This is a genomic window from Aureicoccus marinus, from assembly GCF_002954325.1.
Lineage (GTDB): Bacteria > Bacteroidota > Bacteroidia > Flavobacteriales > Flavobacteriaceae > Aureicoccus > Aureicoccus marinus.
On the sequence record NZ_MQVX01000001.1, the window covers coordinates 316,916 to 331,199 of the forward strand.

Consider the following 14,284-nt stretch of genomic DNA (forward strand, 5'->3'; position numbering starts at 1 on the left):
ATGAAAAGAAAGATTTTATTCTCGATGCTTTTGGTTTTTGGCTTAAGCTTAGGTCAAGCCCAAAGTGAAAAAGACGCAGCTCAGATCAAGAAAATGTACAATTCTGTACTCACAGAAGGAAAGGCCTACGATTGGTTAAATCACCTTTCCAATCAAATTGGGGGACGTCTCTCTGGTTCGGTTGAAGCACAACTCGCGGTAGAGTACACCCAGAAGGAATTGAAAAAACTCGGTTTGGACCGGGTTTGGTTACAACCGGTCATGGTGCCAAAATGGGTAAGGGGAGCCCCCGAATTTGCCTATATCGAAACCCAGATCGGTATCACCACCAATGTTCCTATTTGTGCACTTGGAGGGTCAGTAGAAACCCCTAATGGAGGGATCAAGGCCCAGGTTATTGAGGTTCAGGGGATCGAAGAATTGGCCGGTTTGGGAGAAGATAAAATCAAAGGAAAAATCGTCTTTTTTAATCGCCCGATGGATCCGACCAATATCAGTACTTTCAAGTCCTATTCTGGTTGTGTTGATCAGCGGTATTCTGGTGCAGCGGAAGCCGGTAAATATGGCGCAGTAGGAGTGATTGTCCGTTCTGTGAATTTGCGATTAGACGATCTGCCTCATACGGGATCGATGTCTTATGGCGAAACTCCCGTAGAACAGCGTATACCAGCAGCAGCAATTAGTACCAATGGTGCTGAACTCCTCAGTACAACGCTTAAACTCAACCCAGAAACTCGTTTTTTCTTTAACCAAAACTGTCGGGTCTATGACGATGTAGAATCCTTTAATGTGATCGGTGAAATCCGGGGCAGTGAATTTCCAGAGGAGATCATGGTTGTTGGGGGGCACCTGGATTCTTGGGATCTCGGAGATGGTTCTCACGACGACGGTGCCGGCGTTGTTCAAAGCATGGAGGTCTTGCGCTTGTTCAAGGGGACCGGTTACCGCCCTAAAAGAACCATTCGCGTTGTCCTTTTTATGAATGAAGAAAACGGTCTTCGCGGAGGGAGAAAGTACGCTGAAGTGGCTCAGAATAAGGGAGAGCAGCATGTGTTTGCACTCGAAAGTGATGCCGGTGGGTTCACTCCACGTGGATTCTCCTTTGATTGCAGTGATGAGAATTTTGCACAGATCGAATCGTGGAAACCCCTATTTGAACCCTATCTGATCCACCTCTTTGTTCGAGGTGGGAGCGGTGCCGATATCGGCCCCTTGAAGGATCCAAACATCATTCTTTCCGGTTTGCGTCCGGATTCTCAACGCTACTTTGATCACCACCATGCGAGAACGACACCTTTGAACATGTAAACAAAAGAGAGTTGGAGTTAGGAGCCGCTACTATGGCGAGCTTGGTTTATCTAATGGACAAATACGGACCAGTTAAAACGCAAAAGATTAAAGGATAGCTGTATTTTTGCAATCTCATAGAAAAAAATATCACCATGCAAAACGGCCTGTACGCCCAATTTAACACCTCCAAAGGAAAAATCACCGTTGAACTGATGCACAAGCGCACCCCTGGAACGGTAGGGAACTTTGTCGCTTTGGCAGAAGGAAATATGGAGAACGGTGTAAAATCGCAAGGTAATCCGTACTACGACGGTTTGAATTTTCACCGTGTTATTGCTGACTTTATGATTCAGGGAGGCTGCCCCGAGGGTTCAGGTTCCGGAAGTCCAGGATACCAGTTTGACGATGAGTTCCACCCGGAACTGCGTCACGATGGTCCCGGTGTTTTGTCTATGGCGAATGCTGGCCCTGGTACCAACGGGAGTCAGTTCTTTATTACCCACGTCGCCACACCTTGGTTGGATGACAAGCACACCGTCTTCGGGAAAGTGGTCGAGGGTCAAGATATCGTAGATACCATTGCACAGGGTGATACCATCGATCAACTCAAAATTCTAAGAGTGGGGGAAGAGGCTGAACAGTGGAATGCCATTGAAGCCTTCCGTACTTTCGAAGGAGCGCGCGAAAAGCGTATTGCTCAAGAGAGAGAACGCAAGTCAAAGGAGTTGGATAAATTAGCCGCAGGTTTTGAGCAAACCGAATCAGGTCTTCGCTACAAGCAAATTCAAGCGGGAAGTGGACAGGCCGCAGAGAAAGGTAAAAAAGTTGCCGTCCACTACGAAGGGAGTCTTGCCAATGGACAGGTTTTCGATTCTTCTTATGCCAGAAAAGAGCCTATTGAATTTACTTTAGGTATAGGGCAAGTAATTGCCGGATGGGATGAAGGGATTGCTTTGTTGAAAGAAGGGGAAAAAGCACGCTTTGTCATTCCTTCTGATTTAGGCTACGGAAGCCGCGGTGCAGGGGGGGTAATTCCTCCTGATGCGACCTTGATATTTGACGTGGAGTTGGTTCGTGTCGGCTAAATTATCGCGCACGATTTACACTAATTAGCAGTAAAAATGCGTTTACTGCGAGCAATGTTACCAATACTGAGAGTAGTTGCGTCACCATGGGGCGTGCTTTTGGTTATTATTAAATAGATTTACATCTATTAAACAATACGGGAAGAGAAAACCCTACTTCGGTTTCTGCTTAAAACTGAGATTTTGAAGTAGGTCATAACTTCCTTACTCTGTAACGGAACCAAACACCTAAATCGTATTTTTTGGAACACCTAAAATATCCTATTGGGTTATTTGAGCTACCCGAATTTGACCTGCAACTCCTAAGTATTTGGAAAGAAGAACTTCAAGATTTTCCATCCCAATTACGTCAAACCGTACAGTCCCTAAATGATGAACAGCTCGACACGCCCTACCGACCGGAGGGTTGGACGGTACGTCAATTAGTGCATCACCTAGCCGATAGTCACCACCACAGCTATGCCCGTTTTAAATGGGCGATGACCGAGAATAGGCCCATCATCAAGGACTATAACGAAAAGAAATGGGCGGAGCTGGAAGACGCTAAGACGACGGACCTAGAAGCCTCCTTATTGCACTTGGAGGCGGTTCATTTACGTCTCCTCAAGCTTTTGGATCGGATGGAAGAAGAAGATTTTAGAAAGGTTTACATTCATCCCTCCGAGCCTGATCCTGTGAGTTTATTTGAGAATACTGGCCGGTACGCCTGGCACGGCAAGCACCACCTGGCCCATATTCAACGATTGATCCACCGCGAAGGCTGGATGTCGTCCTAGGAAGTTTTCCATTTGATATTACAGCCAATACTCGGCTTTTGATCTTCTGAGATTCGCTCTCCCTGAAGCAAGGCTTGCATGGCTGATCTCAAGTCTTCTCCGGTAACAGGAAGACCATTGCCTGGACGAGAATCGTCCATTTGTCCTCGGTACACCAGGGCATCTTCTGCATCAAAAACATAAAAATCAGGGGTGCAAGCGGCATCATACGCTTTGGCAACGAACTGGGTTTCGTCGTAGAGGTAAGGGAAGGTATAGCCCTCCTCCTTGGCGGTTTGGGTCATCAGGTCCGGATGATCTTCCGGATAGTTGACCACATCGTTACTGGAAATCGCCACAAAGCCCAAGCCTTGATTTTGAAACTCCTCCGCCAAGGCAACTAGTCCGGCATTAATGTGTTTTACAAAAGGGCAGTGGTTGCAAACAAAGGCAATTAAAGTGCCTTTTTCTCCACGTATATCAGCTAAGTGAAGGGACTGACCGGAGACGGTGTCCGGGAGTTGAAAATCGGGTGCTTTGCTTCCCAAGGGAATCATGTTGCTAGGAGTTCTGGCCATTATCCTGTACTTTTCTACAAAGGTAAGACAGAGGCCATGGAAGAAAAAGTACTGGATTGGGAGACTTTCACCCAGGTCGATATGCGCGTGGGAACCATCGAAGAGGTTCAAGAGTTTCCGGAAGCGCGTAATCCCGCATACAAGCTCAAAGTTAATTTTGGAGAGGAGATTGGAATTCGCTGGTCCTCCGCACAAATCACCCTCCGCTACACTCCTGAGGATTTACTCGGAAAGCAAATAGTAGCCGTGGTCAACTTTCCGCCCAAGCGCATCGCAGGCTTTAAAAGCCAATGCTTGGTGCTGGGAGCAGTTGAAGGCAAGGATGTAGTGGTCCTCCAAACGAGTACCCCGGTCAAAAACGGATTACCGATATCCTGATTACATCTGTGGTCCAAAGAACACCGCGTTCATCATGAGCTTGTTGGTACCGTACCAAAAAGCTCTGAAGTTGGTGTTATCCGTAAAAGCCATAACACGACCGCGGCCGAATCGGGCCACCTGAAAAGGTACGCTGTTGGCAATTCTCTTGGCGTTTTCTTCCGAAATATAGCCGCTTTGCAAGGGCTTGCTGGTGTATTGAATTGGATTATCGTAGCTATTAGCAGCGGGCTTCATGTAGAAGTTCGTATTGCGGAATAGGGAGATGCGGTCACCCGTATACCCATAAACTACAGGGTGAGAACGATCGATTTTGGCTTCAAAAATGGCACCTCCAGTTACCTGGGCGCCTAATAAATCTCCTTTTTGGTCAAAACGTATGTTTTTGGCCACCAGGCTATCCGGGATAAAGTTGAGATCGATTAAGCCTCTCGTTTCATCCAGCGCACGGTGTTTCTAAATCCGATAAGACTACCTCCGTTCTGAACAAAATCCTTGAGGTTTTCGGTCGCACGCTTACTAAAACTTCCGCTGTAGCTTGGGATGATGATGTCGGTGTATTCCCGAAGATCGACTCTTCCCAAGGCGGCAACATCCAGTTTGGTAATGCGCATATTATAGCGTTGGTCAAACACATGCCAGATTTCCCCAGCGTCGTAAGAGCGAACACCATTGCCGACCAGCACAGCCACTTTTTGGGGTCGTACCGGATCAAAATCATTACTTCCCAGGTCTATGCCCTGGGTCAGCCCTGTGCTAACCCCAGTGATTTGTACTCCTGCAGTGGAACCCAAAGAATTCAAATACTCATACAATTCCTGAGGGGTTAATTTTTGACCTACGACAGGTACCATAATGGTTCCATAATCGTAGCTCTTTCCATCGAGAACAAAGGGAGATTTGGCCACCTTGGCACGCAGACCTTTCTCCAGTAAGGCATTCAAGACCTTGGGGCTGTAGTAGTGGTGCCATTCAAAAAGGTAGGCGTAATTGCTCTGGGAACTCACGCCACCTTTATTGGGCTTAAGGTCCGTTATTTCGGCTCCGGCTTTAGAAAGGTTCGTTTGACTTTCGTAATTCAAATCAAAAGCCAGGGGCAGGGTCCAGGCCGAAACATCATAAAAAAGACTGTCGGTAAAGGTGGTTCTCTTTTCGAAGATGGCTCGAATCAAGCGAGGATTTTTCTGGTCCATCGGTACAACATAACCCTGACTCGCAGGAACCATTTGGCCTTGGATACGGGTGTCCTGGGCCAGTGCATGGATTTTGATATTTTGCCTTTTGAGAATTTCAGCCAGGTGATAAGCACGTGCTGGGTCTTTAGGATCTCCGAAGACGTAGGCCTTTGTTTTAGCACGCGCAGCCTCCGCTCTGGTGTCTTGGAAAAACTGGTGCTGGTACTTGAGAATCTTTTCCTTAAGACCTTCAGCGGCAGCAATGGTCGAAAGGGCTGTGGTAAATTGATTGCGAATGGTAAAAGGGAAAGTCAGGATCCCGTTTTCGCTCTCTTGAATATGTCCTCTGGAGCTTCCCTGCTCAAAGAGAATACCGATTCCTCCGTTCACATCCGGGAAGGTAGACCCCTTACCGTAATAGTAGTCGTCGTAGTTTTCTTCTGAGTAATACAAGGAGCCAATTTTGTCCAGGGCTTTGGCGTGGTAGGTTCCGATCGCTTTGGTCAGTTCTTGGTTCAGGTCAGGAGTGAGGGGGTGGATACGACTGGGTTCTCCCGGCTGAAAGAAAAAGGTCGAATTGGTTCCCATTTCGTGGTGATCGGTCAGGATGTTGGGCATCCACTTGTGGAAGGTCTTAATGCGAACACGGCTTTCAGGAAGCTGTACAGGAAGCCAATCCCGGTTCATATCGAACCAATAGTGGTTGGTACGCCCTCCCGGCCATACCTCCCGGTACTCGCGGTCATTGGGATCAGGATTAAGACGAGCGGATCGGTGAACATTCGCCCAATAGGCAAAACGCTGCAGTCCGTCCGGGTTAAAGCTAGGGTCCAAGAGAATGACTTCGTTCTTCAAAAGGTTTTCGATGGCGGGTCCTTCTGCAGCGGCCAAGTAATAGGCGTAGAGGAGGGCGGCATTGGAACCACTTGGTTCATTTCCGTGAATAGAAAAGCCTTGGTAAACAACAATAGGTTCTTGCTCGGCACTGGGTCCTCCTTCGGTAGCTCCTACATGCTTTTGACGGATATCTTCTAAGCGTGCCAAGTTATCGGGGTGCGAAACAGTGAGTAACAGTAGTGGACGCCCTTCGTAGGTGGTGCCTCTATTCTCGATCTGAATTCGGTCACTCGCGGCGGCAACAGCCTGCATGTAATAAACCAGTTTGTCGTGAGTGATGTGCCATTCCCCAACCTGATGACCAATAACGGATTCCGGGGTGGGTATGGCTGTATCGTAACTAATGTTCTGGGGCAGGAAGTAATCCAGTCCGTACTTTTGATCAGGATCGATTTCCTGCGCGTTCAGGCCAAAACCTGTCAATAAGGTAGCAACAACTAAGGCCCCCTTAAAAAGGCGGCTACGAAGAATTCTATTCATCAGATGTACTCTTTGTGATCCCGGTATTCGGGGGTTAATGGCCAGACGATCAATCAGATGTCATCAAAATCCAGGTCAGTAAAGGAACCTGTTGATTGCTCAGCACTATCAGACTGGCCGTTTTGTTCTTCTTTTTTGAAGTCCTTTCGGTGTCTTTCCGAGATTACTTCCATTCCTTTCTCCTCGATGATATAATCCATCATCTCTTCCATGATCTCCCTAAAAGATTGAAAATCTTCTTTGTAGAGATAGATCTTGTGTTTTTTGTAGTGAAAAGAACCATCGTCGTGTGTAAACTTCTTACTCTCTGTAATGGTAAGGTAGTAATCTCCAGCCTTGGTGCTGCGCACGTCAAAAAAGTAGGTCCTACGACCTGCCCGGAGCACTTTGGAGTAGATCTCTTCCTGATCCATTAAATCTTTCTCGCTCATGGACTGCAGTTCGGTTTGGTTATTTTATCGGTCTCTCAAAAATGAAAAAAAAATGGGAACGAGCCAATTCTTTTTTGCTTACCCCTTAGAAGCCAATTGTTCCTCGTATAAATCCTTGTAATAGCCAGGAATAGCTAGTAATTCATCGTGAGTTCCCGATTGAATAATAGACCCTTGATCCAGTACCAGAATATGATCAGCATGCCGAGCGGAAGAGACCCGATGACTCACCAAGAAAGTGGTTCTGTTTTTGGATTCATTTTGCAGATTGCTGAGAATTTCTTCTTCTGTTTCGGTATCGACTGCAGAAAGGCAATCGTCAAACAGATAGATCTGGGGTTCTCTGATCAGCGCCCGAGCGATCGATACCCGTTGCTTTTGACCACCGCTCAAGGTTATCCCCCTTTCACCCAACATGGTTTGGTACTGCTTGTTAAAACCCATGATATTCTCATGAACTACAGCTTTGCGTGCATACTCTTCAATTTTTTCTAAGCTGGCCTCTTGGTCCCCAAATCGGATGTTATTTTCGAGGGTATCGGAAAATAGGAAGGCCTCTTGTGGTACCGCTCCGATATTGCTTCTGAGCGCGTCCAGTTTGAGCTTTTGTATGGGGTTGCCATCAACCCTAATCTCCCCATCCGTACAGTCGTAAAGGCGAGCGACCAATTCGAGTAAGGTTGTTTTTCCGGATCCGGTATTTCCCAAGACAGCCAGGGTTTGTCCAGGTTTTATAGAGAAAGAAACCTCCTTCAAGGCTTCAATCCCCGTGTCGGGGTAGGTAAAACTCACCTTATCAAAATCAATTTGTCCTTCAATGGCTTCGGGGACGAGTTCTCCACTGATAATTTCTGGTTCTTGATTCAAGAATTCGTTTATCCTCTTTTGGGAGGCTTCTGCCCGCTGGACCACGGAGGTTAGCCAGCCGACCACGGCTACGGGCCAGGTGAGCATATTGACATAAATCACAAACTCAACGATCAGTCCCAGCCCAATTTCGCCAGCGATATACTGCTGCCCTCCAATGTAGATGACATTGATGTTGCTTATACCAATAAGAAGCATCATCAGCGGAAAAAACCAGGCATTGACCTTGGCCAAGCTCATGCTGGTTTGCTTGCCCTCTTCCGAGAGATTCTCCATGTCGGAGTTCATTTGCGGCTCGAGTAAGTACGCTTTGATCACAGTGATCCCGGCAAAGGACTCCTGGCTAAAAGTCGAAAGCGTCGAGAGGTATTCCTGAACCCGGGTACTTCGGTGGTGAATGATGCGGCTAATTTGGTAGATCAGAACCGAAAGAAAAGGCAGAGGGAGTAGGGTATACATCGCCAGCTCGGGAGCCTTGATGAACATCAGCGGAATTAAAATAGCAAAGAGGGTAAGGGTGGTAATACCATACATGATCACAGGCCCTCCGTACATGCGAACCTGGGTCACATCTTCGCTGATTCGGTTCATCAAATCCCCAATACGGTTGTTCTTGTAAAAGCTTTGAGACAGTTTTTGGTAGTGCTCGTAGACCTCGTTTTTCAGGTCAAACTCGATATAGCGCGACACATTGATGATGGTCTGGCGCATAAAAAAAGTAAAGAGTGCCGAGAGCGCAGCGGTTCCAATAATGATTCCGATATATAGCAGAAGAGTACTCGTTGCTTCTTCCTGAGAGAGTTGGTTGTCACGGGCTAATTCCATGACATCCAGTGCTTTTTTAGCATAAGAGGGCAAGAAGAGTGCAAATACCCGGGCGATGATGGTAATGATGACACCAAGGATCAGTTTGAACCGGTATTTGCGAAAGTATTTGTGAAGGTGTTTTAGTTCTTTCATCGGGCCTTCAAAAATAGGAATATAACACTACTTTTGTAGGCGTTAATTAGAAGAATCTCTAGGCGAATACTCCTTTCATGCTCACCCGTAGACACATCAGAGTCAAAGTTATGCAGTGCATTTACGCATTGTCACAAACCCGTGAAGAATCCCTGGATGGGCAAAAGAAATTCCTCAAAGGGAGTATAGAGAACATGTATGTGCTCTATTTGCTGCAGTTGAGCTTGTTTACCGAGCTTCACAAGTTAGCAGAAAAACATGTGCTTCACGACGAGAAGAAGTACTTAAGTGACGAAAAAACCAATTGGAGGAACCCGCGAAAATTCATCGATAATCTTCTGCTGCTGCAACTGCAGTCCAATACCCTCTTGAAGGAGCAGCTCGAAAAACGCAAGTTGAAAAACTGGTACCTCAATGAGGAGTATGTCAAGATCGTCTACCGAGACCTCGTTGATAGCGATTTGTATAAGACCTATATGAAAGAGGAAGGTCGCAGTTTTGAGAAAGACCGGGAGTTCTTGACCGAGGCTTTCAAACAAATCATCGCTCCCAACGAGAAAATTTACGAGTACTTTGAAGACGATCGCCTAACCTGGGTGGACGATATCCCGCTGGTCAATACATTTTTGTTGAAGCTCATGCGAAAAGCGGCGCACGATACGCCGGCATCGTACTTCTTACCAGAGCTATTGAAGGACCAGGCCGATTTGGACTTTGCCAATGAACTCTTGACCAAAACCCTGCTTAAGGATGGGGAATGGGAGAAGGAGGTAGAAGGAAAAACGCCCAACTGGGACAAAGAGCGAATTGCCGAAATTGATTTTATTTTGCTTAAGATGGCCATCTGCGAACTTCTGAGTTTCTCGTCTATCCCAGAAAAGGTGACCATCAACGAGTACCTGGAGATTGCCAAGGAATACTCGACTCCAAAAAGCAGCATTTTTATAAACGGAATCCTCGATAAACTCGTTAAGGAATATAAAGAAAGTGGAAAGATGCGCAAAAGTGGTAGGGGATTACTCTAAGCCACCTCGTTGAACATGTCCACCGTAATATGTATTTTTGAACAAAACTTAATTACCCATGAAAAGAACAGTTTTATCCTTTGCTCTAGCCGCTCTTGTGAGTGTTTTTGCTATTAGCTGTAAGGAAAAAGCCAGTGACAAGGTGATCGAAGACAATGTTGCTGTTGCTTCTGCCAGAGATCAAGTACAAAAGAAACTTCCTGTTATGCAATTCAATAAAAGAGAGCATGACTTCGGAAATATCGTTTCTGGAACCCCTCAACAGACCGTATTCACATTCACCAATACGGGAGATGCACCTTTGATTATTACAAACGCCGAGTCTACTTGCGGATGTACAGTTCCTGAATATCCAAGAGATCCAATCGCTCCTGGTCAAACAGGTGAGCTTTTGGTAAAGTTCAACGGTACGGGTAAAAACCAAGTGACCAAGCAGGTAACAATTACAGCGAATACGGCCGCCGGAAAAGAAATTCTCCGCATTAAGGCTTTTGTTGAGTCTAAAGCTGACGGGTCCGTTGTATCACCTTGGAACTCTAAGTAAATGGAAGCACTGAATAACTTTCTGCCCATCATCCTCATTTTTGTGGTGGCTTATTTCTTTATGATTCGTCCGCAAATCAAGCGTCAAAAAGACGAGAAAAAGTTCGCGGAATCGTTGAAAAAAGGAGACAAGGTCATTACCAAAAGTGGAATGCACGGAAAAGTAGTGGAACTCAATGACAAGGACAATTCCTGTGTAATTGAGACCATGGCAGGCAAACTGAAGTTTGACCGTTCCGCAATCTCTATGGAGATGAGTGCTCGTCTTAAACCGGCTGCTACGGCAGAGAAGAAAAGTTAATAGCCTTACCGGCAAACAAAAAACCCGCCTTCAAGGCGGGTTTTTTATTTCTTGTATTTGTCGTTGAGGCCTTTGCCATCGAGGATCATGGGCACAATAGTGGTCCACCGCTTTATCTTGGTTTCTTCTCGCTTAGCAGAGCTAATGTGCTCGGCATAATCGCGTTGCTTGCTGGGGCTCAGGCTTTCGAAGGCCCTTTTAAAATCAGCGTCCTTTTTCATCTCATTTTGGAGGAGCTCAGGAAGAGCTACCGCTTGGGGAGCTTTGCGGTCAGCGGCAATGCGCTTTCCTTGCTTTTCATTTTCTAAAGCCTCCAAAACATAGGCCTTTACCAGGGCTTTGTTATCGGGTTGCGGGGCTGTGAACTTCCAATGCCGCATGGCTTTGGTCTTCCCTTCTTGGGCGTTTTGAAGGACGCCTTCAGCGTCCTGGAGTAAGCCCCCTTGAAAAAACCAGACACCGTAGTGTTTTTTGAATTTGGCGATGCTTACAATGTTCTTTTTATTCCAGGTGTAGGTGGGTAATTGCCACTTGTAGTCTTCCTCTAAGCCGCATTCTTTAATCCATTGACGCAGTGTATTTACACCTTCAGAAAAGGGGTGCTCTTCTTGGTAAAAGAGGTCAATTTTTTCGCATTTTTCCATTGGACTTGAAGCGTTTTTGTGTTCTCTCTGCGATCCTTACAATGACCTGAACAGCCTTCTCCATACTTTCTAGAGGGATGTACTCATAGGGTCCATGGAAGTTATGACCACCCGTAAAGAGGTTGATACAGGGCATTCCCTTAAAGCTGAGGTGAACAGCGTCTGTCATGCCTCGTATCGGTCGATTAAGGGGTTTGATGCCCGTCTCAACGATAGAGCGTACGGCGATTTCTACCGCATGAAGATGTTCATCGATGATGGGCTTCATATTGGTGTACTCTTCCATAATATTCAGGCTGCAGTAGTCCCCTTTTTGTTCTTCATTGACGCGATCACGGCAATAGGCCAGGAGTTCTTTTCTGGCTTTGTAGTGCTCTTCGTCAATATCGCTAATGATGAGGTGTAGTCGAGCTTTTTCTACATCACCTAACAGTTTAGTCATGTGGAAAAAGCCTTGTGATCCTGAAGTTTTTTCAGGTACTTCTTCTGCGGGAAGCATCCCCATAAAAGCCCGAGCCATTCCCAGAGCGTTCACCATTTGTCCTTTAGCGATTCCAGGATCAATTCCTCTGCCCTGAAAGTCTACAATAACATTGGCCGCGTTAAAGCTCTCGTGTTGTATCTCCCCAATACCACCTCCGTCAACGGTATAGGCCCATTCGGCCCCAAAACGCTGTAAGTCAAAAAACTGAGCCCCTCTCCCGATTTCTTCATCGGGAACAAAAGCGATCCGAATAGGTCCTCGTTTGATTTTAGGGTGTTTGATCAAGTAGTCTAGGGCCGTCATGATTTCTGCAATGCCTGCCTTGTCATCGGCACCTAATAGGGTGGTCCCATCGGTTGTGATCAGGGTTTGTCCTTTGTATTGATTGAGTTCGGGAAACTCCTCAGGGCGCAGCCAGGCATCCAACTGCTCGTTGATGAGTAGGGCCTCTCCGTTGTAATCCTTGTGCACTTGCGGATTGATTCCCGTACCGTTGTAGTCTGGACTGGTATCATAATGCGCTATAAATCCGATGGTGGCGACTGGCTTTTTGGTGTTGGCCGGCAGAGTAGCCATGATGTAACCAAAATCATCGATGGTCACATCGGCCAATCCCAACTGATACAGTTCCATCACCAGTTTCTTGGCCATGTCTTTTTGTTTGGCTGTACTCGGGCTGGTATTGGAGTGAGGATCGCTCTGTGAATCGACCTTCACGTATTCCAGAAAACGCTCTAGTAGTCCGTTCATTTATTGGATTTTGTCAGAATTTTTGGTAATATATCTGTAAAATGCGGCCCCTAAATTGCCATTTTCTAAATTTAAAGAAAACGATTGGATATGAGAATTGCCTTCGTTCTAATGTGCTTTTTATCCGTTACGGGCCTGGTCGCTCAGCAGGATTGTTATTTGGGTGTCGGTGGTCCGGACAACCAGACCATTGCGGAGGTATTTCAGCTGGATTCCGTTCAGCAGGAGCAGCTGGCCAATTTGGGTGCTGAACTCAACTACCGCAATCAACTCCTTGCCCAAAGAGCAGAATATTTACTCGATCTGCATGCGCAAAGCTCGCCAGAAGATTTATTGGTCATGTCTTTTGAATACCGTCAGGTGATCGACAGCATGCATACCAACATGAGGATGATTGACAAGAAGATGCTCAGTCTCTTTAATGATAAACAGTACAATATGTACATCAAGCTCTGTAACCAGGCCATGAGCAGTCCTATTTACACTTCCAGAGCGAATCAAAAGCAGAAGAAAAAGAAGGATAGCCGTTAGTTTCTTATTTGTTTCTATTTTTGCCGAAACTGCAGGGCATGTATAAGCACGTCATCCGGCCCATTTTATTTCTTTTCGACCCCGAATTCATTCACCACTTTGCGTTTTACAGCATCCGGGTGTTCAATCGTTTGGGTTTCTCTTTTTTGATCAGAAAATGGTATCGTATGGACAACCCTGCCTTAGAAAGGGAAGTCTTTGGGCTAAAGTTTCCGAATCCGGTAGGCCTGGCCGCTGGCTTTGATAAGGACGCCAAACTCTACAATCAACTCTCCGATTTCGGTTTTGGATTTATTGAAATCGGAACCGTCACACCAAAGCCCCAAGCGGGCAATAGTAAGAAGAGACTATTTCGTCTTAAAGCCGACCAGGCCCTCATCAACCGCATGGGCTTCAATAACGGAGGTGTATTTGACGCGGTAAACCGATTAGATAAGGAGCACCGGGTATTGGTTGGGGGAAATATCGGAAAGAACAAAGTCACCCCAAACGAGAAGGCGATCCTGGATTATATGATCTGCTTTGAAGCGCTGTTTGATTATGTCGATTACTTCGTTGTCAATGTCAGTTCACCCAATACTCCGGGCCTACGTGAATTACAAGACAAAGAGCCGCTGGAATTGCTTCTGAGAAAGCTCAAGACCCAAGGGGAACGGTTTGCTGAGAGAAAGGGTATTGCTCCCAAGCCCATTCTTTTAAAAATTGCTCCGGACTTATCGGAGAACCAATTGATGGACATCATTGAGATCGTTAAATCCACTCAAATTGATGGGGTTATTGCAACCAATACCACCATTTGGCGTGAAGGCTTGAATTCTCCCCGTCGAGTTGTTGCGGAGGCAGGCGGTCTGAGTGGTAAGCCATTAAAAGACAGAAGCACTGAAGTCATTCGCTTTTTAGCCGAGAAGAGTAATAAAGCCTTCCCTATTATTGGAGTGGGAGGAATTCACTCTGCTGAGGATGCCTTAGAAAAACTGGATGCCGGTGCCGATCTTGTTCAACTCTACACAGGCTTTGTTTACGAGGGGCCTCAATTGATACGCAACATCAACCAAGCCATTCTGGAACGCAGCAAGGCAGAAGTCAAAGAGGCGGCGCTAACCTAAAAAC

General features: G+C 46.4%; 13 protein-coding genes and 2 pseudogenes. 9 read left to right on the plus strand and 6 right to left on the minus strand.

The annotated features are described in order from the left end of the window. The 3 genes and pseudogenes from BST99_RS01540 to BST99_RS01550 all read left to right on the plus strand — a co-directional run bounded on the left by BST99_RS01540 (nucleotide 1) and on the right by BST99_RS01550 (nucleotide 3,151). A pseudogene (locus BST99_RS01540) lies at nucleotides 1-1,406 on the plus strand (M20/M25/M40 family metallo-hydrolase). A gap of 36 nt (nucleotides 1,407-1,442) precedes the next feature. Then, entirely contained in the window at nucleotides 1,443-2,375 is a 933-nt protein-coding gene (locus BST99_RS01545; RefSeq protein ID WP_105000237.1) for a peptidylprolyl isomerase, read from the plus strand. A 242-nt stretch (nucleotides 2,376-2,617) separates the two neighbouring features. Beyond that, complete coding sequence (locus BST99_RS01550; RefSeq protein WP_105000238.1) at nucleotides 2,618-3,151, plus strand: YfiT family bacillithiol transferase; 534 nt, start codon at nucleotides 2,618-2,620, stop codon at nucleotides 3,149-3,151. On the opposite strand, the gene BST99_RS01555 is transcribed toward BST99_RS01550, so the two are convergent. Then, entirely contained in the window at nucleotides 3,148-3,708 is a 561-nt protein-coding gene (locus tag BST99_RS01555) for a thioredoxin family protein (RefSeq protein WP_105000239.1), read from the minus strand. The genes BST99_RS01550 and BST99_RS01555 overlap by 4 nt on opposite strands. Before the next feature lie 36 nt (nucleotides 3,709-3,744). On the opposite strand from BST99_RS01555, the gene BST99_RS01560 reads away from it, so the two are divergent. After that, nucleotides 3,745-4,086 (plus strand): tRNA-binding protein, encoded by a 342-nt coding sequence (locus BST99_RS01560; protein ID WP_105000240.1) that lies wholly within the window; start codon nucleotides 3,745-3,747, stop codon nucleotides 4,084-4,086. Here the strand turns inward: BST99_RS01560 and BST99_RS01565 are convergent. The 3 genes and pseudogenes from BST99_RS01565 to BST99_RS01575 all read right to left on the minus strand — a co-directional run bounded on the left by BST99_RS01565 (nucleotide 4,087) and on the right by BST99_RS01575 (nucleotide 8,896). Then, nucleotides 4,087-6,638, minus strand: a pseudogene (locus tag BST99_RS01565) (M14 family zinc carboxypeptidase). A 53-nt stretch (nucleotides 6,639-6,691) separates the two neighbouring features. Further along, nucleotides 6,692-7,069 (minus strand): PUR family DNA/RNA-binding protein, encoded by a 378-nt coding sequence (locus tag BST99_RS01570; RefSeq protein WP_105000241.1) that lies wholly within the window; start codon nucleotides 7,067-7,069, stop codon nucleotides 6,692-6,694. A gap of 78 nt (nucleotides 7,070-7,147) precedes the next feature. Further along, nucleotides 7,148-8,896 carry an ABC transporter ATP-binding protein gene (locus tag BST99_RS01575; RefSeq protein WP_105000242.1) on the minus strand — a complete coding sequence of 583 codons (1,749 nt, stop codon included), beginning with the start codon at nucleotides 8,894-8,896 and terminating at the stop codon, nucleotides 7,148-7,150. Between the two features lie 110 nt (nucleotides 8,897-9,006). On the opposite strand from BST99_RS01575, the gene nusB reads away from it, so the two are divergent. From nusB to yajC, 3 genes are read left to right on the plus strand one after another with little or no spacing between them, the layout of a single operon-like run. Continuing rightward, nucleotides 9,007-9,921, plus strand: a complete 915-nt coding sequence (gene nusB, locus BST99_RS01580) for a transcription antitermination factor NusB (RefSeq protein ID WP_245916153.1) — start codon at nucleotides 9,007-9,009, stop codon at nucleotides 9,919-9,921. A gap of 58 nt (nucleotides 9,922-9,979) precedes the next feature. Then, on the plus strand, nucleotides 9,980-10,465 hold the full coding sequence (locus BST99_RS01585; protein ID WP_105000244.1) for a DUF1573 domain-containing protein: 486 nt from the start codon (nucleotides 9,980-9,982) through the stop codon (nucleotides 10,463-10,465). After that, entirely contained in the window at nucleotides 10,466-10,765 is a 300-nt protein-coding gene (yajC, locus tag BST99_RS01590; RefSeq protein ID WP_105000245.1) for a preprotein translocase subunit YajC, read from the plus strand. It begins immediately after the preceding gene. 44 nt (nucleotides 10,766-10,809) lie between these two features. Here yajC and BST99_RS01595 read toward each other — a convergent pair whose 3' ends face one another. Next, nucleotides 10,810-11,409, minus strand: a complete 600-nt coding sequence (locus BST99_RS01595; RefSeq protein WP_105000246.1) for a YdeI/OmpD-associated family protein — start codon at nucleotides 11,407-11,409, stop codon at nucleotides 10,810-10,812. After that, on the minus strand, nucleotides 11,387-12,643 hold the full coding sequence (gene pepT, locus BST99_RS01600; RefSeq protein WP_105000247.1) for a peptidase T: 1,257 nt from the start codon (nucleotides 12,641-12,643) through the stop codon (nucleotides 11,387-11,389). The genes BST99_RS01595 and pepT overlap by 23 nt, the downstream gene beginning before the upstream one ends. 90 nt (nucleotides 12,644-12,733) lie before the next feature. Here pepT and BST99_RS01605 point away from each other — a divergent pair, with 90 nt between their 5' ends. After that, a complete protein-coding gene (locus BST99_RS01605) occupies nucleotides 12,734-13,174 on the plus strand; it encodes a hypothetical protein (protein WP_105000248.1) in 441 nt (146 codons plus the stop codon). 38 nt (nucleotides 13,175-13,212) lie between these two features. Further along, complete coding sequence (locus BST99_RS01610; RefSeq protein ID WP_105000249.1) at nucleotides 13,213-14,280, plus strand: quinone-dependent dihydroorotate dehydrogenase; 1,068 nt, start codon at nucleotides 13,213-13,215, stop codon at nucleotides 14,278-14,280. The last annotated feature ends 4 nt before the right edge of the window (nucleotides 14,281-14,284 follow it).

Bases quoted from the DNA above. Each gene is read 5' to 3' on its own strand.
- BST99_RS01545 (WP_105000237.1), top strand. From the start codon at position 1,443: ATGCAAAACGGCCTGTACGCCCAATTTAACACCTCCAAAGGAAAAATC.
- BST99_RS01555 (WP_105000239.1), bottom strand. From the start codon at position 3,708: ATGGCCAGAACTCCTAGCAACATGATTCCCTTGGGAAGCAAAGCACCC.
- BST99_RS01560 (WP_105000240.1), top strand. From the start codon at position 3,745: ATGGAAGAAAAAGTACTGGATTGGGAGACTTTCACCCAGGTCGATATG.
- BST99_RS01570 (WP_105000241.1), bottom strand. From the start codon at position 7,069: ATGAGCGAGAAAGATTTAATGGATCAGGAAGAGATCTACTCCAAAGTG.
- BST99_RS01575 (WP_105000242.1), bottom strand. From the start codon at position 8,896: ATGAAAGAACTAAAACACCTTCACAAATACTTTCGCAAATACCGGTTC.
- nusB (WP_245916153.1), top strand. From the start codon at position 9,007: ATGCAGTGCATTTACGCATTGTCACAAACCCGTGAAGAATCCCTGGAT.
- BST99_RS01585 (WP_105000244.1), top strand. From the start codon at position 9,980: ATGAAAAGAACAGTTTTATCCTTTGCTCTAGCCGCTCTTGTGAGTGTT.
- yajC (WP_105000245.1), top strand. From the start codon at position 10,466: ATGGAAGCACTGAATAACTTTCTGCCCATCATCCTCATTTTTGTGGTG.
- BST99_RS01595 (WP_105000246.1), bottom strand. From the start codon at position 11,409: ATGGAAAAATGCGAAAAAATTGACCTCTTTTACCAAGAAGAGCACCCC.
- pepT (WP_105000247.1), bottom strand. From the start codon at position 12,643: ATGAACGGACTACTAGAGCGTTTTCTGGAATACGTGAAGGTCGATTCA.
- BST99_RS01605 (WP_105000248.1), top strand. From the start codon at position 12,734: ATGAGAATTGCCTTCGTTCTAATGTGCTTTTTATCCGTTACGGGCCTG.
- BST99_RS01610 (WP_105000249.1), top strand. From the start codon at position 13,213: ATGTATAAGCACGTCATCCGGCCCATTTTATTTCTTTTCGACCCCGAA.